The sequence below is a fragment of the Microvirga vignae genome (genome assembly GCF_001017175.1).
Classification (GTDB): Bacteria; Pseudomonadota; Alphaproteobacteria; order Rhizobiales; family Beijerinckiaceae; genus Microvirga; species Microvirga vignae.
In genome coordinates this window covers 1-18,201 of sequence record NZ_LCYG01000122.1, presented here as the reverse complement: position 1 = coordinate 18,201, position 18,201 = coordinate 1, and the positions used below count along the sequence as shown (strand labels likewise).

The window sequence follows — 18,201 nt, the reverse complement described above, 5'->3', positions numbered from 1 at the left end:
CCAATCCGTCCACACGGCCTAGTGCCGTCGGGTGATCTGGGGCACGATCCACTTCCAACTCCGCAAAAAGCTTTCGAAGGCAGATACTCGTGACGAAACTCTTTGATCTATCGGGCAAGACGGCCCTCGTGACCGGCTCCTCGCGCGGTCTTGGCCGTGCCATGGCCGAGGGGCTGGCGGCCGCAGGCGCTGGAATTGTGTTGAATGGTTCCGACGAGGAGCGGCTCGCCAAGGCGGTGACGGAGATGGGCTCGGCCGGTTACGCGGTGCGGGCCTCACGCTTCGACGTCACCGACGAGAAGGCAATTATCGAGGCCTTCGACACCCTCGACAGTCAGGGCGTCGCAATCGACATCCTCGTCAACAACGCTGGCATCCAGTTCCGTCGGCCGATGCTCGAGCTCGACACCGCCGACTGGAGGCGTGTCGTCGACACGAACCTGACCAGCGCCTTCGTCATCGGTCGCGAGGCGGCGCGCCGCATGGCGCAGCGCGGGTACGGGAAGATCATCAACATCGGATCGCTGACGAGCGAGCTTGCCCGTGCCACCGTGGCTCCCTACACGGTGGCCAAGGGCGGCATCAAGATGCTCACCAAGGCAATGGCAGCCGAGTGGTCGGAACTGGGCATCCAGGCCAACGCTATCGGTCCGGGCTACATGCTGACCGACATGAACCAGGCGCTGATCGATAATCCAACCTTCGACGCCTGGGTGAAGGGGCGTACGCCCGCACGGCGGTGGGGGCGCCCGGACGAACTGGCAGGCACTTGTGTGTACCTCGCCTCCGCGGCCTCCGACTATGTCAGCGGCCAGATCATCTACGTTGACGGCGGGATGATCTCCGTCCTCTGAGGCCGAGAACAGCAGGAGTGTCATCATGGTCGGCTCACCATCGCTTGGTGTCGTCGTTCACGCCCCGAAGGACCTGTGCGTGGAAGACACGGTCACAACGATCAACGCCTTGGAGATTTTAGGCTTTCAGCTGCAGGGTGCTTTAGAGCGGGACAAGTATGGGACAGTTGGCGGGACAATCTGATGCTTGGTACCAGCCACCGCCGTTGGATGTTACGGTGTAGTCTAATCGCAGCTCCGCAAGGTGCCCTAGTCACGAAACCCATCAATTTCTATCAACAAAAACTGCGGCGAATGAATAGTTATCCTCCGGCTTGCGCCCCTCAACGAGTCTTTGTACTTCAGCACAGAGCTTTTGAGGACCTGTCACTTGATCTGAAATCGCTTTCAACTCTCGGAGTGGAATCTTATTGTGCACCCCGTCCGAGCTAAAGAAAATTCGATCCCCCACCTCAAGTGTAATCTGATCTGTATCTATCTGCGGGTTTCCATGAACCCCAAGTGCACTTACTAATATGTGCTTCCTTGGGTAATTATCGTATTCATACCTTGTGAGCTTCCCAGTTGTTAAGAGCCGATACGCTTCAGTATGATCGTGAGTGAGGCGCTTTATCCCAGCTGTCCGCTGAATAGAAATTCTTGTGTCGCCGACATGCACGAGGCGCATCCGGTTACTAATTAGGAGCGCAGCCGAGAAGGTTGTTGCCATACCTCGCAATTCTAGCTTCTGGTCCTGCTCCCCTCGTATGATCGTGTGAATTTCATGAGCAATTTGAGCCAAATCAGGAATTGTTGGCTCCTGCAACATTGAGCCAAATTGCTCAATGGCTATCTCTGACGCCCTACGCCCTCCCAAATGCCCGCCTAAGCCATCTGCAATAGCTACAGCCATCCAGTCATCGTTGAGATGCCATACTCCAATGGCATCCTCATTTTCTGCCCTTGGACCTTTTTCGGAGAAGGTCGCATATGAAAATCTCATGCACAGACTTCTTCAAGGATCTGAGCTAACACAGGATGCAGCTGCGCACGGTTCACTTGGATGGACCACTCCGCATGCGCGATAGTACGGCATAACTCCAATCCAGCGGCTCGGAACTCAACGCCGAGACGACGTGCAAGGCTCTCGTCCATACTCGGCCCGCATAGCTGGAAGAACTTTCTCTCCACATACCACCTATTGTGGGAGGTTCCGAGTTCAAGCATCGCCATCAAACAGTCCACCTTCGTCTCGAATGATCCGCCCTTAACAAAGACCTCTAGGACGTTCGCAAGAGCATCGCATCTTTCGAAACCAAAGGACGATCCATGTACCCACCGAGCATAGATTTGGCCTAGCCGATCGCCCAAATCTAAGTGCCGAGAGAGCAAGTCCGAGGCGTGATCGAGCCCGATACTAACAAGGATGGCTCTTGCATCGTTTGATCCAAACTCATCCTCCACGAGTTCAACAAGCTCACGCCAAGCGGCGTCACTTAATGGATCATGCTGGTTAAGAAGCTCAACAAAACCAGAGGTGCGCTCATTGGAGACAGGCGGAAGCATCTCGTTAATGCTGACAAGCGCATCGAGAACTGCCTTTGCTGATTTAAACCGCCGAGATGGTTCAGCTCGCGTGCAATTTCTCAGAATGGCACCGTACGGCCCATCTTCCCGTATTTCATGGCAAGGTATTCTTGGCTGCCGACCAACAATATCATGAATGATACAACCTAGCGAATAAATATCGGACTGGGGCGAGGCACGCCGGAGATCAGACGTTATTTCCGGCGCTGTATAATAATCACTACCTTTCGCCATCCCTGTCATAGTAAGAGCAGAGATGCGCGTCTCGTTCATTGCAATGAGCCCAAAATCACTCACAGCATAATGTTGATCCTGACCATCACCGAAGCGGAGCACATTCTGAGTCTTGAGATCGCGGTGATAAATCTCCATTGAATGAAGCTCATCCAAGGCTGCAACGATATCGGCTATCGCGCTGATCCATTTCCCACCTAAAGTACTGTCACGTGCGAGATCGTCTTGCAGGCTACTGACGGCCACAGGCATCAAGTAGTAGGGTGGATCCTGGCCCAGTTCTCCACCAACAACAGGAACAATGTTGCGGTGCCGGATGCCCATCTGAGTACGGGCTTCTCGGGCAAAGCGGCGACGCACGTTCTGAACAATTTCTGGGGGGAGACTTTGAAGGACGTGAAACGTCTTACGGGCGAACTGCGCCCCTGAATCGTCCTGCACCAGATCAACAACTCCGAACCCGCCGCTCCCAAGTCTTCTGATGCTGGTAAGAGTCATAACCGTCCACTCGATGTCGCCGCGCTCCCTGTTTGCTAACTAGGGAGGCGGATCACCGTCAAGGCTCTTATCTATGTCATTGAAAATCTTGGTGGATGTGTGAGGATTCGAACCTTGGGACCCGCTGATTAGGAGTCAGCCATGCTACAGGCGAACAGATCCGCCTGACTTACGTTGTAGCTACCCGTGGAGCATGGATCAGGTGCGCGAGTGTTCATGGGCAGACTGCTCTTGTCCGTTGGATATTCGATTCGCGCAGAGACTCTCGGCGAACCTTCAAGTCGAAATCACGATTTGGTGCTTACCACGTGATTACTGGGATCGAAGCTGGTGGCCTGCCGGTGGGCCACACGAAGGCTAACCTCTTGAGAGATATGGTGAGCGCGCTGGGACTCGAACCCAGGACCCTCTGATTAAAAGTCAGATGCTCTACCGGCTGAGCTACGCGCTCCCAGAGGTGAGCCCGAAATAGGGGCTCTTCCCCGGCGGGTCAATCGAAAAGCCCCGGTTTGGGGTCGAAATCCTCAATTCCGACCTCCAACGGCTTGGTTTTCCACGGCTTGAAGGACCAGTTGGGCTTTAACCTTCCGCTGGCATGGCGATGTTGTCGGCGTGATGACCGATTTCGGTCTTGCTGTCCCGCTCGCCCTTGGCCCAGCCCTCCTTGATCTCGCCGATATGATCCTCGAGCCGCCCCTCGGCGATGGCCTTGCGCAGGCCGGCCATCAGCTCCTGATAATAGGCCAGGTTGTTCCAGGTCAGCAGCATCATACCCAGAATCTCGTTCGAGCGGACGAGATGGTGGAGATAGGACCGCGAATAGGTGTTCGAGGCCGTGCATTTCGAGCTCTCGTCGAGCGGGCGCGTATCCTCTGCGAAGCGCGCATTGCGCAGGTTCATACGGCCATGCTTGGTGAAGACTTGTCCGTGGCGTCCGGCACGGGTGGGCATGACGCAGTCGAACATGTCCACGCCTCGGCGCACCGCCTCCACAATATCGTCCGGCGTGCCCACGCCCATGAGATAGCGCGGCTTGTCCTTGGGCATATACGGCTCGACCGTCTCGATCATGCGAAGCATCACATCCTGAGGCTCACCTACGGCCAAGCCACCGATGGCATAGCCTTTCAGGTTCATGGCCGCGAGTTCGCGCGCACTTTCGATACGCAGACGTTCCACGGCGCCCCCCTGGACGATGCCGAACATGGCCTTGCCCGGCTGGTCGCCGAAGGCGATGCGGCATCGCTCCGCCCAACGCAGGGAAAGACGCATGGCCCGTTCGGCTTCTTCATCGGAGCACGGCAGGCGCACGCATTCGTCGAGCTGCATCTGAATGTCGGAGCCGAGCAGTCCCTGGATCTCGATGGAGCGCTCAGGCGACATGAAATGCTTCGAACCGTCGATGTGGGACTGGAAGGTGACTCCGCTCTCGTCAACCTTGCGCAGCGCCGCGAGCGACATGACCTGGAACCCGCCGGAATCGGTGAGGATCGGATAGGGCCAGTTCATGAACTTGTGCAGGCCGCCTAAGCGAGCCACCCGCTCAGCGCCTGGGCGGAGCATGAGATGATAGGTATTGCCGAGCACCACATCCGCCCCGAGGGCCTTCACCTGATCCGGATACATGGCCTTCACGGTGGCCGCCGTGCCGACCGGCATGAAGGCAGGCGTGCGGATGACGCCGCGAGGCATCCGAATCTCGCCGGTCCGCGCCGTTCCGTCGGTCTTGGTCACGGTGAAGGTGAACTGATCAGTTGTCATTCGGTCCTCATGGGATCGGCCTAAGTCCTTGCGGGCACGAAAAGCTGAGATGGAGCATCAACGCCGAAAGAGCAAACTTGCATCGCCATATGAGTAGAAGCGATAGCCGGTCTCAATGGCATGGGTATAGGCCGCGCGCATGCGTTCCAGTCCGGCAAAGGCGGATACCAGCATGAACAGGGTCGAGCGCGGCAGGTGGAAGTTCGTCATCAGCACGTCGACCGCCTTGAAGCGATAGCCCGGCGTGATGAAGATCGCCGTGTCGCCTGAGAAAGGAGCGATGGTGCCATCTTCGCAGACCGCACTTTCGAGCAGTCGCAATGAGGTCGTTCCAACCGCTACGATCCGCCCTCCCCGCGCCCGTGCCTCGTTGAGCGCTCGCGCGGTTTCTTCGGCGACCGTACCCCATTCCGCATGCATACGGTGCTCGGTGGTATCCTCAGCCTTCACGGGCAGGAAGGTCCCGGCGCCCACATGCAAGGTCACGAAGTGGCGCTCGATGCCGCGCTCACCGAGACGACGGAACAGCTCATCGGTGAAATGGAGGCCGGCCGTCGGAGCAGCCACCGCTCCTTCGTCCTTGGCATAGACCGTCTGGTAGTCGGTCCTGTCCTTCTCGTCCGTCGCGCGCTTGCCCGCGATGTAGGGTGGCAGCGGCAGCTCACCCAGGCGGGCGATGGCTTCATCGAGGAAGGGTCCTGAGAAGGAAAAGCGAAGCGCCACATCGCCGCCTTCGCCTTTTTCGATCACTTCCGCATCGAGGCGCACGAGCTCGCAGACCGTGCTCTCGGTTTCCTCGCCGAAGCGGATGCGATCACCCACATTGAGCTTCTTCGCCGGACGTGCAAAGGCGCGCCAACGGTCCGCTCCTTCCCGCTTATGCAGCATGATCTCGACGCGCGCCGCCGTCTCCTCACGCACGCGCAGGCCGTAGAGCCGGGACGGAATGACCTTGGTGTCGTTGAGCACAAGCACGTCGCCCGGCAGCAACAGATCCGGCAGGTCGCGGACTTTTCCGTCCTCGAAATCGCTGCCGGGCCTCACGACCAGCATGCGTGCAGAATCCCGCGGCTCCACGGGGCGGAGCGCAATATTCTGCTCGGGCAGCTCGAAATCAAATAGGTCGACGCGCATGACGGATATCCAAAATGTCATGGCCGGACTTGATCCGGCCATCCACGCCTTTCGGCGTTGCAGACGTGGATGCCCGGGACGAGTCCGGGCATGACGAAGACAAGGGCTTTAAGCCACGTCCGCGGCAACCTTCATGGAAACGATGCGATCCGGATCCTTCACGGGCTCGCCGCGCTTGATCTTGTCCACGTTCTCCATGCCTTCGATCACCTTGCCCCACACCGTGTACTGCTTGTCGAGGAAACGGGCATCGTCGAAGCAGATGAAGAACTGCGAGTTGGCGGAATGCGGGTAGTTGGTCCGCGCCATTGAGCAGGTGCCGCGCACGTGGGGCTCGGCGTTGAACTCGGCCTTCAGGTCCGGCAGGTCGGAACCACCGGTGCCGGTGCCATGGGGGCAGCCGGTCTGGGCCATGAAGCCCTCGATCACGCGATGGAACGCGATATCGTCATAGAAGCCCCGACGGGCCAGGGTCTTGATGCGCTCCACGTGGCCTGGGGCCAGATCGGGGCGCATCTCGATGACCACGCGGCCCTTCGTGGTTTCCATGATGAGGGTGTTTTCCGGATCTGCCATCGGGTTCTCCTCTGGTGGCGTGTTCGGTTAAATCTGTTCGTGTTCGTTCACATAGGCTGAGCATCGACGAAACGGAAGGAGAAGATTCGCCCCGCAATCGCTGCTCCAAAACTTTCCGTGAAGGGAAAGGGCGTGCAACGCTCGAAAGCCTCCCGCACCGAGCGGGTGAAGGACTCCCGCTGCTCCCCTTGGGTTCCCGGCTTGTAATAGGTGATCCGCGGCTTCCCCAAGACTTCGCCATTGCGCTTGAAGCTGAGGCGCAACGTGATCTCCTGGCCAGAGTAACCGCTCCCGCCCGGCGGGTGCCAGCAGGCCTGCAGAGCCTGGAAAACCTCGCGCAAGGTGTTGATGTGCAAAACCCGGCCTGCCTTCGAATTCGGCCTTACGACGCCTTGGATACCCTCAGGCAAGCTGGGCAGCGGCTCGAAGGGCTCATACCAGTCTTCGTAACGCTTATGATAAAGTCCATCCTCCTGCGCAGCCGCCGCGGACGCGAAGACCGTTGCGAGCAGGAACGCGGCGATGGTCCGCCGCGCTCCGGATGGAAGATCACACAGCATTACTTCGCGTCGGCGGCGAGTTGCATCTTCACGATCTTGTCGGGGTTCGAGACCATTCCGTTGGCGGCGGCATTCCCCTTCTTGATCTTGTCCACCAGGTCCATGCCGGAGACGACCTCGCCGAAGAGCGTGTATTGGCCGGTCAGCGGACCGCATCCCTCGTAGCAGATGAAGAACTGGCTGTTGGCGGAGTCGGGGCTTTGCGAGCGGGCCATGCCGACGGAGCCGCGCTTGTATTGGGTGTTGGTGAACTCGGCCGGGATGTTCGGCAGGTTGGACTTGCCCGTGCCTGTGCCGGTGGGATCGCCCGTCTGGGCCATGAAGCCCTCGATCACCCGGTGGAACACGACGCCATTGTAGAACCCCTGCTTGGTCAGCGTTTTGATCTGCTCGACATGCTTCGGCGCCAAGTCCGGGCGCAGGCGGATGGTGATGCGTCCGTCCTTGGTGTCGAGGAAGATCGTGTTCTGCGGATCATTGGCCTGCTGGGCGGCTGCCGGAACAAGGCTGGCCAGCACGAGCGCAGAGGCTGCGAGCAAACGCTTCATGGGCTAGGTTCTCCTTTGAGGATCGTGGTATTTTATGACCGCTTGAATCTGGCCTTGAGACGCTCCGCGACAAGGCCAGGCACGAAGGCCGAGACGTCGCCCCCCATGGCCGCGATCTGCCGGACAAGCGTGGCGGTAATCGGGCGAACCGGGGGAGAGGCCGGAAAGAAGAGGGTCTGGATGTCAGGCGCCATGGTGGAGTTCATGGACGCCATCTGAATCTCGTAGTCAAAATCCGTGCCGTCGCGCAGGCCACGAACGATCAGGCTCGCACCATGGCGTTTGGCGGCATCCACCGCGAGGTCGTTGAAGGTCACGACCTCGAGCTCTACCCCTCTTGCCTGAAGCACGGGCCCGCAGACCGCACGCAGCATCTCGGCCCGTTCCTCTGCGCTGAAGATCGGGGCCTTTGAGGAATGGACGCCGATAGCCACGACGATCTTGTCCGCCACGCTGCAGGCCTGACGCAGAACGTCCAAATGGCCATCGGTGACGGGGTCGAAGCTGCCGGTGTAGAGGGCGGTACGTGTCATGGGCCAAGGTTATAAATGAGACTTTCGATCCCGCAAAGGTTTGGAAAACGCCACCAAGGACTGGCTCGTGGGCGTGCGCTACAAGGCGCCTGTCCCCGACGATGCGCTGAGGATGCCAAGGCCTTTGCAGTTTGGGCCGCACTAGCCCTGAAGGGTTTGTAGCCGTGCGCTAACGCACCGCCAAGGTTGAAGGATCAGAGCATAGCCATAATTAACCTTTGGTAAGGAGGCTTCTCATGGTGGCTCGTCTCATTATCGTCTTCGTGACTGCTCTCGCCGTTCTGGCTCCTGCCGTTGTCTCAAGCACCCATATTTTCGGTTAACCACCCCTCTCGAGGATCAAAAGCCTATCCTGAATAGGACTCCCGTCTGCAGCTGAATTACGTTAGCTTTTGCCCGTGTGGGGGTCTGATGTCTCGTCTCTTGCGCCTTTCAGGCTCGTGGAGCCTTTCTCTTGGTCTGGTCTTTGGGCTGGTTTTCGTCTCACAAGCCATTGCAGAGCCAACACGCAGTCCGATCCCGGCACACGTTACGCAGATCGAGGGCTATCCCTTCCCCGGAAAGATCGCCGAACTCCCGCGCAGGCAGAGGACCGATTACAGCGAGGCCGGTATGGGCTTCAGCGTGCGCTATGAGATTCCGGGCGAAACCTGGGCCGATATCTTCATCTACGATCCCGGTGAGGACCTGACCTCCGCCGAACCGCACCAAGCCGCAGCCGACCAGCGAGAGATCGCTCTCGGCGACATCCGGACCGCCGTCTCCACCGGAAGTTACCAGGAGGCGAAGGTCATCGCGAAAGCGGAGACAGCTCCCTACGCCCTAGCTCACCTGACCATCACGCAGAAGGGGAAGACCCGGGATTCTTACGTGTTCATCACGGTCAGCAAGAAGAACTTCGTGAAGATCCGCTACACCACCACCGCACCCGATGCGGATCAGATGGCCGCCAAATTCGCCATGGAGTACGCGCGTCTACTGAGCAGATAATCCGAACAAAGGGCCATGCGGAGAACAGCTCCGCCCCGCGCACAACGTATCTCTATTTTCCGGCATCCCTTCCGCAGAAGATGTTTCACCCCTGCCCGCCGCAAGCCTCGCAAGGTCGTTTAGGCTTTATTTGCGTATGATCGGCGCAGTCGCTTTCCTTCTGATCAGTCCTTACGCCTATGACTACGACTTGCCGATCTACGGGATTGGAATCGCATTGCTGATGCCGGATATCCTTCGGCTCGGACGGCCCCTCGAGCAGGCCCTGGTCTTCGGCCTGAGCATCGCGACAGGCGGCTTCGGCCTTCTGCTGAGCCAGCTGAAGCTGACGCTCTCAACGGAAGACATGTATCTGGCCGTGGCAGGCCTCACGCTTGCTGCAACACTCGGGCTCCTATGGCGCATTTTGAACCGCGCCCATCCCGATGCGTCGCACCACGAGCCAGCGACTTTCGTCGCGCAGAACGCATGATAATCTCGATCAAATCCAACAGCGGAATCGACGCAGACAGTGCCCGTCCGTAAAAAGAAAAGGGCGCCGAAAGGCGCCCTTTGGATTGATCTGTGAGGGCCGAGGCGAGGTCTTATTCCTCGCCGCCTTCGGCAACATTGCCCTCAGCTCCGGCGTCATCGGCGGCCTCACCTTCCTCACCCTCTTCACCCTCGATGTGTTCAACCGAGACCACACGTTCCTTGTCGCGCGTGGAGAAGACGGTGACGCCTTGCGAGTTGCGGCCGACGACGCGAATGCCGTCGACCGGCACGCGGATCAGCTGGCCGCCATCGGTGACGAGCATGATCTGGTCGGCGTTCTCGACCGGGAACGAGGCAACGAGCAGGCCGTTGCGGTTGTTGACCGCCATGGCGGTGATGCCTTTGCCGCCACGTCCCGTGATGCGGTACTCGTAGGAGAGCGTGCGCTTGCCGTAGCCCTTCTCGGAGATCGTCAGGATGCACTGTTCCTGCGCGCTCATCTCCGCATAGCGCTCCTGCGAGAGCGAGACGTTTCCGTTCTCGGTCTCCTCCGCATCGTCGCCAACTGCCGCATCCGCATCGCCGTTCGCCTGCTCGCCCATGACGGCGCGGCGCATCTTGAGGTAGGCGGTGCGCTCTTCGCCCGTCGCTTCCACGTGGCGCAGGATCGCCATGGAGATGATCTTGTCGCCTTCGGCCAGGTTGATGCCGCGCACGCCCATGGAGTCGCGGCCCTTGAACACGCGCACATCCGTCACGGGGAAGCGGATGCACTGGCCCTTGGCCGTGGTGAGCAGCACGTCGTCATGCTCGGAGCAGATCTGAACGTCGACGATATGCTCGCCCTCGTCCAGCTTCATGGCGATCTTGCCGCCGCGATTGACCTGTACGAAGTCCGACAGCTTGTTGCGGCGAACCGTGCCGCGCGAGGTCGCGAACATCACGTCCAGCTTGTCCCAGGACGCCTCGTCCTCCGGCAACGGCATGATGGCGTTGATGCGCTCGCCCTGTTTGAGCGGCAGCATGTTCACCAGCGCCTTGCCCTTGGCGTTCGGGGCGGCGAGCGGCAGGCGCCACACCTTCTCCTTGTAGGCCTGGCCTTCGGACGAGAAGAAGATCACCGGCGTATGGGTGTTCGCCACGAAGAGACGGGTGACGAAATCCTCGTCCCTCGTCGTCATGGCGGAGCGGCCCTTTCCGCCGCGACGCTGCGCCCGATAGGTCGAGAGCGGCACGCGCTTGATGTAGCCGGCGTGCGACACCGTGACGACCATGTCCTCGCGGGCGATGAGATCCTCGTCGTCCACGTCGGAGTCCCAATCGACGATCTGCGTCTTGCGCGGCGTGGCATAGGCGTTGCGGATTTCGGCGAGCTCGTCCTTGATGATGCCCATGATGCGGGCGCGCGAACGCAGGATCTCGAGATAATCCGAGATCTCGGCCGCGAGCTTGGACAGCTCGTCGCCGATCTCGTCGCGGCCGAGAGCGGTCAGGCGCTGCAGGCGCAGGTCGAGGATCGCGCGAGCCTGCGTCTCGGAGAGACGATAGGTGCCGTCATCGTTGATCTTGTGGCGTGGGTCGTCCACCAGCGCGATCAGCGGCGCGATGTCCTTGGCCGGCCAGTCGCGGCCCATGAGAGCCTCACGGGCGGCGTTCGGATCGGGCGCGGTGCGGATGAGGCGGATCACCTCGTCGATATTGGCCACCGCAATGGCGAGACCGCACAACACGTGGGCGCGTTCGCGTGCCTTGTTGAGCAGGAACTTGGTCCGACGCGACACGACTTCCTCGCGGAAGTCCACGAAGGCGCCGATCAGGTCCCTGAGCGTCATCTGCTCGGGGCGGCCGCCGTTCAGCGCCACCATGTTGGCGCCGAAGCTCGTCTGCAGCGGCGTGTAGCGGTAGAGCTGGTTGAGCACCACGTCCGCCATGGCGTCGCGCTTGATCTCGACCACGATGCGCATGCCGTCGCGGTCGGATTCGTCGCGAAGATCCGCGATGCCTTCGATCTTCTTCTCGCGCACGAGCTCGGCGATCTTCTCGATCAGCGAAGCCTTGTTCACCTGATACGGGATCTCGGTGAAGATGAGCGCCTCGCGGTCCTTGCGGATCTCCTCCACCTCGGACTTGGCCCGCATGATGATGGAGCCGCGACCCGTGGTGTAGGCCGAACGAGCGCCCGAGCGGCCGAGGATCAGCGCGCCGGTCGGGAAATCCGGACCGGGAATGATTTCGATCAGTTCTTCGGCGGAGATGGCGGGATTGTCGATATAGGCCAGGCAGCCGTCGATGACCTCGCCCAGGTTGTGGGGGGGCATGTTGGTGGCCATGCCGACCGCGATACCGCCGGCGCCGTTGACGAGCAGGTTCGGATAGCGCGCGGGCAGAACCGTCGGCTCGTCCTTCGACTCGTCGTAGTTGGGGGTGAAATCGACCGTGTCCTTGTCGATGTCGTCGAGGAGCGGCATCGCCGCCTTGGCAAGGCGGGACTCGGTGTAGCGCATGGCTGCCGGCGGATCGCCGTCCACCGAGCCGAAGTTGCCCTGCCCGTCCACGAGCATGAGACGCAGCGAGAAGTCCTGCGCCATGCGCACCAAGGCGTCGTAGATCGCGCTGTCGCCGTGCGGATGGTATTGACCCATCACGTCACCGACGATGCGGGCGGACTTCACATATTTCTTGTCCGGCGTGTAGCCGTTCTCGTGCATCGAGTAGAGGATGCGCCGGTGCACGGGCTTGAGGCCGTCGCGCGCGTCGGGGAGAGCGCGGCTCACGATCACGCTCATGGCGTAATCAAGATACGAGCGCTTCATCTCATCGACGATGGAAATCGGCTTGATGTCGCTGGCCGGCTGGTCCCCCGCGGGGCCGCCGGAGCGGATATCGTTCGGATCGGTCAAGGTTGGTCTTTCTTAAAACAGTCTGCCCCTTCGCGAGAGGCGGCTGAATTGCCGCTTCATCAAGCCGTCAGGCAGCCCCGCGAATCCAATTGAAATTCAAATCCTTAGATGGGCGAGAACGGCGCGTTTTTCAAGTTTTTTGAGTGGTTATCCAGAGAGAAGAATTGCTCAATAAACGACTGATTTTTCAATAAGTTAATCATGGCTTAGGGCATGGGCGGAAAGCCCCTCCTGCTGCGGCACTTTTCCCCGCCTTTCGCAGGATCAAGGAAGAGTTTTCAAATCGGCAGGCAAGTCGCTGATTTTCATTGCTTACTCCTCTTTTCATCATGTCCTCCGAGAAAATCAGCGGCACCTGATCCGGGGACGGCCATGACGAGAGAAAGGTGATGTCAAAGAGCGCGCGGAAGCGGCCTCAGGGCCGGAGCGGCTTCCGAGGGTGAGCGGTCGAGGGGGGCGCGAGGAGCGGTCCGGCTCGAGGTCTGAGATGTCAGCGTGGAACCCGACGGCTCCTCGCGCACGGCTTCTTGAGGCGGTCCATCCCTCACGGGGCGACTGGCCTCCTGCCCGGCGGCTGGGCGTTCAGCCCTCCGGCAGGACCGCGCCCCGGCTCCACAGTCACGACGCCTCGCGAGCGCGCCCCTCGGTGAGCCGGGACAAGGCAGGATATAGCCGAGATTAGGACAAAAGTCAAGAACAAACAGAGAACATTCTCGGATGGCCCGGAACCTCCTCCGCCGTCATCCCTGGCCCTGTGCCGGGGATCCACGTCTTCGAACCACTGCGGCTCTGAAGACGTGGATGGCCGCATTCGTTGCGGCCATGACGAGGAAGGGACGGCACAGAGCAAGACGGTACAGAGCAAGAAGACGTGGATCCCCGGGACGAGCCGGGCCATGACGAGGAGGGTGTCGTTGGCGATGCGAACAAGCGTGGATGGTTGGCACAATCCCCGGATCAAGTCCCGGGCCGGCCATGACGGAAGCGGCAGTCTTTATGTCCTCAGCAACAGCCCCGTTGTATCATCGCTGAGCTTGAACCGAGGATAGAGCTTCCCGTCCGGATCGACCCGGGTTTCGATTTCGCGCGCCTTGCGGGCCAAGGATTCCAGGCCGGAGGCGATGGCGGCCTCCATCAGGCCCTCGGCGTCCACGGCCCCATAGAGATCGACCAGGGCCGAGAAGCCGTCGCTGGTGAGCAGGATCGTCGCGCCGTCCGCGCAGGGGACGCTCTCATGCCTCAGGCGCCCGGCGGCATCCGGGTTGAAGCTGAGAAGGGCCGCCGGGATGCCGCTCTTCTTCTGCCGCTCGCGGCGTTCGCCGAGCCAGGCGAGAAAGACGGGCTCGCCCAGAATGTCGTCGGGCCGGGAGCCTGACGCCTGCATCAGCTCGGCGGCCCTGGCGGATTCGGCATCGCGCAGCCCGGGGGCCTCGCCCAGGGTCAGGACCGTTCCGTCAGGCTGGCGCATGAAGGCTGTCGTGTCGCCGAAGGTCCAGGCGTCGAGGGTCTTTCCCATGCGCCGCACGAGGGTCATGGCGCCGAGCGGCCAGGAGACGAAGTCCTCATGCCGCTCCTGCGGGGCAACGGCCCTGTAGGCCGTGCGCGCCTCCTCCATGACATGCCGGATCAGGACCGCGCCGTCCTCGGCTGCTGGCGCGAGGTTCGACAGGCGCTCATCGGCGAAGGCGGCGAGCCAGGCCGCGTCGCTCTTGGGATGCATGACCGGTGCGGTGCCGGGAAAGATCGAGGTGTCGATCACCCAGGCCCAATCCTGGCAGACGCCGCAGATGTCCTCGTTGGGCTTGTCCGGGTGCCCGGGCCAGCTGATCCGATCCAAAGTCGTGAACATCGTAGCATCGCCCCTCGCCAAACCCGCTCGAGAACCCCATAAAGCAAAGCTGTATTCAAGGTCCAGCCGATGCTCTTCGACTATATCTCCAGCGCCCTCGTGACCCTGCTCGTCACTCTCGACCCGCCTGCCCTTGCGCCCATGTTCATCTCCCTCACCCGAGGCATGAATGCCGAGGAACGCAGGCGCGTTTCGATCAGAGCCGCGATCATCGCTTTCTGCATCCTGGCCTTCTTCGGGCTCGGCGGAGAGATTCTCTTGAGGCTTCTAGGCGTCGGCATTCCGGCCTTCCGCATCTCGGGCGGCCTGCTGTTGTTCTGGATTGCCTTCGAGATGGTGTTCGAGCGTCGCAACGAACGCAAGCAGCATACGGCCGATGTGGCGATCACCGAGGATCACATCCGCAACGTCGCCGCTTTCCCGCTTGCCATTCCGCTGATGGCCGGCCCCGGTGCGATCACCGCAACCATCCTCCTCGCGGGGCGAGCTGATGGTAATCCGGTCTATCTGGGCTTCCTGATCGCGCTCATCGCCCTGGGCGTCGTGTGCTGCTTTGCCGTCTTCATGGCGGCGGAGCGCGTGTCGCGCATGCTCGGCATCACCGGCAACATCGTGCTGAGCCGCCTGCTCGGCGTGATCCTGGCCGGCCTTGCGGTGCAGTTCGTCATCAACGGCGCGGAGGCCTTGTTTCGGTCGCCAAGCCTCTAGCGCATCGTGCGGACCCGAAGGGCCGCGTCAGCGACCCGCAGGGCCACGTCAGTGAAAAGTGGATCCGGTTTTCCGCTCGAACGATGCGCTCGCTATAGAAGGAAGCACCGGATCGAATCCCAAAAGTGGAGTCCACTTTCGGGTCCGATGCTCTAGGATCGTCCATCGCATGTCGCGCGGTCGCAATTGTCTCGCCTTCATCATCGCGAAGGCTTGGCTGCAGTCGAGTGCGTGCTAGTTAAGAGGCGTCACACGGAGGAGAAAGTGAAGAAGGCGTCAGAGTACCGCAAGCATGCCGAGGAATGCCGCGCTCTCGCCAAGCAGGTTCCGGAAGGCCCCCAGCGCGATCAGCTTCTGGAGATGGCGCGGACTTGGGAAAATCTCGCCAAGGATCGGGATGCATTGGTGCAGAAACACCCTGAACTCGCGCAGCCGCCCAGTCAGGACGAGAACTGAGATGCGTTGCGTGCCGCCTCGCGGGTTCAAACGCTCGTTGCCTGTGGCTCCGCAAAGGACTTGAACGCCTCCGCCACGTGCTCGTAAACCGCACGCTTGAAGGGCACCACCAGTGAGGGCGCGTCCGAAAGCTCCTGCCATCGCCACTCGCTGAATTCGGGGACGGCACTTCCGTGCGTCAGCGTCACGTCGACCTCGCTCTCCTCACCCATGAAGCGCATGGCGAACCATTTCTGCCGCTGGCCACGAAACGGCGAGAGACGATGCGGCGGGCCGTCATAGGGCGGAAAGTCGTAAGTGAGCCAGACTTGTGTTTCGCCGAGATGCACCGCGCTTGTGACGTTCGTCTCTTCCTGCAATTCACGCCGGGCTGCCGTCAGCGGATCCTCACCCTCGTCGATGCCGCCCTGCGGCATCTGCCATTCATGTCCCGGCGCAATGATTTCAGGACCATCGTCGCCAAGACGCCTCGCGATCAGCACCTGTCCAAGGCTGTTGAAGAGAGCGATGCCCACATTGGGCCGGTACACAGAACTCGCTTCCTGCTCCATCATCAGATCTCCTGGCGCATCGTGCGGAAGAAGTGGACCCGGCTTTCCGCGTCTAACGATGCGCTCTCTATAGACGGGAGCGTCAGATCCAAAAGTGCAAGTTCACTTTTCTCGTCCGATGCTCTAGCCCGCATCCTTGATCAGAACATGAAGTCCTGGCTCCAGAACATCGGCTTCAAGAACCGTCCAGCCCAGGCCCTCATAATAGACCCGCCGGCGCTCGCGTGAGAGCAGATAGACACGCTGCGCACCTGTGGCGAAGGCAAATTCCGTCGCTCTCTCGACGAGAGCCGCACCGATGCCCTTTTGCCGGTACTCCGGTTCGACCCAAAGGGCCGCGACCCACGGCGTGTATTGAGGCCTTCTCTCCTCATCGTCGGCGATAACGGAGACCGCGCCGGCGAAGCACTCGCCGTCATGCGCCACGAACGCTGTCGGAATGGGCTCACTCCCGAAATTCTGCTGCACGAGCCCTTTCACGAGTTCCAGCGGGTGTCCCTCGTCCTTCCAGAAAGCGCGCCAGATGCGCTCTGCGACGACATCCGCAAAGTCCGACTTGTCGCGAAGATCGCTGATCGTCATCAGCGCAGCGTCTCCATCAGGCGCTTCATCAGTTCCTGGCGCGGAGCGATGGTGGAGATTACGCCGTATTCCTGCAGCGTGTGCGCCCCGTTTCCATCAATTCCGAGACCGTCGAGAGTGGGCACACCCAAAGCCGCCGTGAAATTACCGTCCGATCCGCCGCCGACACGCGGGGCGGACACGAGATCGAAACCGATTTCGGCGGCGAGCGACTTCGCATGATCGAACAGCTTCGACGTGCCTTCCGTCCGCTCATAGGGCGGCCGGTTCATGCCGCCGGTGACGGTGATCTTGAAGTCCGGATGATGGGGCGTCAGACCGAGGATCGCCCTGGTCAGCGCCTCGCCATCCGCCACGGTCTCGACACGCAGATCGACGGGGAAGCTGCAATGCTGCGGGATCGTGTTCACCGCCGTGCCGCCGGACACCATGCCGACCGTCGTCGTGACGCCGCGCGTGTAATCGGTCATGGCCTCGATGGCGAGAATCTGGCGTGCGGCTTCATAGATGGCGTTACGACCTTCCGCATGGCGCGAGCCCGCATGAGCCGGGCGGCCCTCCACATGCACATCGAAGCGCCCGACGCCCTTGCGTGCGGTCACGACCTGCCCGCCATCGCGGCTCGGCTCCGTCACCAGGGCATAGGCCGAGCGACGGGCGAGATCCTCGATGATGGATCGCGTCATGGGCGAGCCGATCTCTTCGTCCGGCGTGACGAGGTAGATCAGCGGACGCGCCGCCGTACCCTTGCGCGCCACTTCCTTGAAAGCTTCCAGGCTGAACCAGGCGCTCGCCTTCATGTCGTAGACGCCAGGGCCATAGAGCCGATCCCCCTCGATCCGCAAAGGCAGATCGCGTTCGATCGTGCCTACGGGATGCACGGTGTCGAGATGCGACATGATCAGGATCGCCGGCTCGTCCGTCTGCGGCCCGGCGCGCAGGATCAGCGCATCGCCCAGCCCCTGCTCTCCCCTGATGCGCTCGATGGCGACCGGCGCACCCTTCATCTGCTCGACCACGAGATCCATCATCAGGTTCACGCCGGCCACGTCATGGGTCGGGCTTTCGGTGCGGATCCAGGTAAAGAGGGTATCGAGGGCTGGGGAGGTCATGGCTGCGTCAAATCACATAAGGAAAAGGCGGCTTGAGCCGCCTTTGCGTCTCTTTAGCCCCCTCGCGGGGCTCTGTCACCAGCTATCGACCAGCGCATCGTGCGGACCCGAAGGGCCGCGTCAGCGATGTGCCGCTCATAAATGTGCCGCTCATAAAAGAGAGCATCGGACAGGCCCCAAAAGTGCAAATCCACTTTCGGGTCCGAGGCTCTAGAACGGGATATCGTCGTCGAGGTCGTTATAGCGCGATCCGCCACCGCTGCCCTGGGCCGGGGCCGGAGCCGGCCGTCGCTCCATGGGGGAGGATCGGCCGAA

Annotated in this window: 19 protein-coding genes and 1 tRNA gene; 6 read left to right on the top strand and 14 right to left on the bottom strand. The window is 61.0% G+C overall.

Annotation, left to right across the window (positions count from 1 at the left end; translation table 11 throughout):
• The first annotated feature begins 83 nt into the window (after positions 1-83).
• Both AA309_RS29585 and AA309_RS35545 read left to right on the top strand, forming a co-directional pair.
• Positions 84-854, top strand: coding sequence for an SDR family oxidoreductase (locus tag AA309_RS29585; protein ID WP_244470538.1), 771 nt, complete (start codon positions 84-86; stop codon positions 852-854).
• Positions 855-879: 25 nt separating this feature from the next.
• Positions 880-1,038, top strand: a complete 159-nt coding sequence (locus tag AA309_RS35545; RefSeq protein WP_160310573.1) for a hypothetical protein — start codon at positions 880-882, stop codon at positions 1,036-1,038.
• 81 nt (positions 1,039-1,119) lie between these two features.
• Here the strand turns inward: AA309_RS35545 and AA309_RS29580 are convergent, their stop codons facing one another.
• From AA309_RS29580 to coaD, 9 genes are all read right to left on the bottom strand, one after another.
• Positions 1,120-1,836 (bottom strand): PP2C family protein-serine/threonine phosphatase, encoded by a 717-nt coding sequence (locus tag AA309_RS29580; RefSeq protein ID WP_047192609.1) that lies wholly within the window; start codon positions 1,834-1,836, stop codon positions 1,120-1,122.
• A complete protein-coding gene (locus tag AA309_RS29575; protein WP_047192608.1) occupies positions 1,833-3,152 on the bottom strand; it encodes a serine/threonine-protein kinase in 1,320 nt (439 codons plus the stop codon). The genes AA309_RS29580 and AA309_RS29575 overlap by 4 nt, the downstream gene beginning before the upstream one ends.
• Before the next feature lie 375 nt (positions 3,153-3,527).
• A tRNA-Lys gene (locus tag AA309_RS29565) sits at positions 3,528-3,603 on the bottom strand.
• A 128-nt stretch (positions 3,604-3,731) separates the two neighbouring features.
• Entirely contained in the window at positions 3,732-4,913 is a 1,182-nt protein-coding gene (gene tgt / locus AA309_RS29560; RefSeq protein WP_047192607.1) for a tRNA guanosine(34) transglycosylase Tgt, read from the bottom strand.
• 57 nt (positions 4,914-4,970) lie between these two features.
• Positions 4,971-6,047, bottom strand: coding sequence for a tRNA preQ1(34) S-adenosylmethionine ribosyltransferase-isomerase QueA (queA, locus tag AA309_RS29555; protein ID WP_047192606.1), 1,077 nt, complete (start codon positions 6,045-6,047; stop codon positions 4,971-4,973).
• A 108-nt stretch (positions 6,048-6,155) separates the two neighbouring features.
• Positions 6,156-6,623, bottom strand: coding sequence for a peptidylprolyl isomerase (locus AA309_RS29550; RefSeq protein WP_047192605.1), 468 nt, complete (start codon positions 6,621-6,623; stop codon positions 6,156-6,158).
• Positions 6,624-6,670: 47 nt separating this feature from the next.
• Positions 6,671-7,183, bottom strand: a complete 513-nt coding sequence (locus AA309_RS29545) for a hypothetical protein (protein WP_052955087.1) — start codon at positions 7,181-7,183, stop codon at positions 6,671-6,673.
• Entirely contained in the window at positions 7,183-7,731 is a 549-nt protein-coding gene (locus AA309_RS29540; protein WP_047192604.1) for a peptidylprolyl isomerase, read from the bottom strand. The genes AA309_RS29545 and AA309_RS29540 overlap by 1 nt, the downstream gene beginning before the upstream one ends.
• 32 nt (positions 7,732-7,763) lie before the next feature.
• Positions 7,764-8,264 (bottom strand): pantetheine-phosphate adenylyltransferase, encoded by a 501-nt coding sequence (coaD, locus tag AA309_RS29535; protein WP_047192603.1) that lies wholly within the window; start codon positions 8,262-8,264, stop codon positions 7,764-7,766.
• A gap of 411 nt (positions 8,265-8,675) precedes the next feature.
• On the opposite strand from coaD, the gene AA309_RS29530 reads away from it, so the two are divergent.
• Positions 8,676-9,254 carry a hypothetical protein gene (locus AA309_RS29530; protein ID WP_047192602.1) on the top strand — a complete coding sequence of 193 codons (579 nt, stop codon included), beginning with the start codon at positions 8,676-8,678 and terminating at the stop codon, positions 9,252-9,254.
• Between the two features lie 136 nt (positions 9,255-9,390).
• Positions 9,391-9,726 (top strand): hypothetical protein, encoded by a 336-nt coding sequence (locus AA309_RS29525; RefSeq protein ID WP_047192601.1) that lies wholly within the window; start codon positions 9,391-9,393, stop codon positions 9,724-9,726.
• 112 nt (positions 9,727-9,838) lie between these two features.
• Here AA309_RS29525 and gyrA read toward each other — a convergent pair whose 3' ends face one another.
• The gene (gyrA, locus tag AA309_RS29520; RefSeq protein ID WP_244470537.1) at positions 9,839-12,541 is read right to left on the bottom strand and encodes a DNA gyrase subunit A; all 2,703 of its coding nucleotides are present in this window, start codon (positions 12,539-12,541) and stop codon (positions 9,839-9,841) included.
• A gap of 1,081 nt (positions 12,542-13,622) precedes the next feature.
• Positions 13,623-14,477 carry a protein phosphatase 2C domain-containing protein gene (locus AA309_RS29515; protein WP_047192599.1) on the bottom strand — a complete coding sequence of 285 codons (855 nt, stop codon included), beginning with the start codon at positions 14,475-14,477 and terminating at the stop codon, positions 13,623-13,625.
• A 69-nt stretch (positions 14,478-14,546) separates the two neighbouring features.
• Here AA309_RS29515 and AA309_RS29510 point away from each other — a divergent pair, with 69 nt between their 5' ends.
• Both AA309_RS29510 and AA309_RS29505 read left to right on the top strand, forming a co-directional pair.
• Positions 14,547-15,185, top strand: a complete 639-nt coding sequence (locus AA309_RS29510; RefSeq protein WP_047192598.1) for a MarC family protein — start codon at positions 14,547-14,549, stop codon at positions 15,183-15,185.
• A 264-nt stretch (positions 15,186-15,449) separates the two neighbouring features.
• The gene (locus AA309_RS29505) at positions 15,450-15,641 is read left to right on the top strand and encodes a hypothetical protein (protein WP_047192597.1); all 192 of its coding nucleotides are present in this window, start codon (positions 15,450-15,452) and stop codon (positions 15,639-15,641) included.
• A 26-nt stretch (positions 15,642-15,667) separates the two neighbouring features.
• On the opposite strand, the gene AA309_RS29500 is transcribed toward AA309_RS29505, so the two are convergent.
• The 3 genes from AA309_RS29500 to AA309_RS29490 form a co-directional block, all read right to left on the bottom strand.
• Entirely contained in the window at positions 15,668-16,195 is a 528-nt protein-coding gene (locus AA309_RS29500; protein WP_047192596.1) for an RNA pyrophosphohydrolase, read from the bottom strand.
• Between the two features lie 120 nt (positions 16,196-16,315).
• Complete coding sequence (locus AA309_RS29495) at positions 16,316-16,774, bottom strand: GNAT family N-acetyltransferase (protein WP_047192595.1); 459 nt, start codon at positions 16,772-16,774, stop codon at positions 16,316-16,318.
• Complete coding sequence (locus AA309_RS29490) at positions 16,774-17,886, bottom strand: M20 family metallopeptidase (RefSeq protein WP_047192594.1); 1,113 nt, start codon at positions 17,884-17,886, stop codon at positions 16,774-16,776. Before AA309_RS29490 ends, AA309_RS29495 begins: the two co-directional genes overlap by 1 nt.
• Positions 17,887-18,201 lie beyond the last annotated feature (315 nt).

Excerpts from the sequence above, each read along its gene's own strand:
- AA309_RS35545 (WP_160310573.1), top strand. The coding sequence starts at position 880 with ATGGTCGGCTCACCATCGCTTGGTGTCGTCGTTCACGCCCCGAAGGAC.
- AA309_RS29580 (WP_047192609.1), bottom strand. The coding sequence starts at position 1,836 with ATGAGATTTTCATATGCGACCTTCTCCGAAAAAGGTCCAAGGGCAGAA.
- AA309_RS29575 (WP_047192608.1), bottom strand. The coding sequence starts at position 3,152 with ATGACTCTTACCAGCATCAGAAGACTTGGGAGCGGCGGGTTCGGAGTT.
- tgt (WP_047192607.1), bottom strand. The coding sequence starts at position 4,913 with ATGACAACTGATCAGTTCACCTTCACCGTGACCAAGACCGACGGAACG.
- queA (WP_047192606.1), bottom strand. The coding sequence starts at position 6,047 with ATGCGCGTCGACCTATTTGATTTCGAGCTGCCCGAGCAGAATATTGCG.
- AA309_RS29550 (WP_047192605.1), bottom strand. The coding sequence starts at position 6,623 with ATGGCAGATCCGGAAAACACCCTCATCATGGAAACCACGAAGGGCCGC.
- AA309_RS29545 (WP_052955087.1), bottom strand. The coding sequence starts at position 7,183 with ATGCTGTGTGATCTTCCATCCGGAGCGCGGCGGACCATCGCCGCGTTC.
- AA309_RS29540 (WP_047192604.1), bottom strand. The coding sequence starts at position 7,731 with ATGAAGCGTTTGCTCGCAGCCTCTGCGCTCGTGCTGGCCAGCCTTGTT.
- coaD (WP_047192603.1), bottom strand. The coding sequence starts at position 8,264 with ATGACACGTACCGCCCTCTACACCGGCAGCTTCGACCCCGTCACCGAT.
- AA309_RS29530 (WP_047192602.1), top strand. The coding sequence starts at position 8,676 with ATGTCTCGTCTCTTGCGCCTTTCAGGCTCGTGGAGCCTTTCTCTTGGT.
- AA309_RS29525 (WP_047192601.1), top strand. The coding sequence starts at position 9,391 with ATGATCGGCGCAGTCGCTTTCCTTCTGATCAGTCCTTACGCCTATGAC.
- gyrA (WP_244470537.1), bottom strand. The coding sequence starts at position 12,541 with ATGAAGCGCTCGTATCTTGATTACGCCATGAGCGTGATCGTGAGCCGC.
- AA309_RS29515 (WP_047192599.1), bottom strand. The coding sequence starts at position 14,477 with ATGTTCACGACTTTGGATCGGATCAGCTGGCCCGGGCACCCGGACAAG.
- AA309_RS29510 (WP_047192598.1), top strand. The coding sequence starts at position 14,547 with ATGCTCTTCGACTATATCTCCAGCGCCCTCGTGACCCTGCTCGTCACT.
- AA309_RS29500 (WP_047192596.1), bottom strand. The coding sequence starts at position 16,195 with ATGATGGAGCAGGAAGCGAGTTCTGTGTACCGGCCCAATGTGGGCATC.
- AA309_RS29495 (WP_047192595.1), bottom strand. The coding sequence starts at position 16,774 with ATGACGATCAGCGATCTTCGCGACAAGTCGGACTTTGCGGATGTCGTC.
- AA309_RS29490 (WP_047192594.1), bottom strand. The coding sequence starts at position 17,886 with ATGACCTCCCCAGCCCTCGATACCCTCTTTACCTGGATCCGCACCGAA.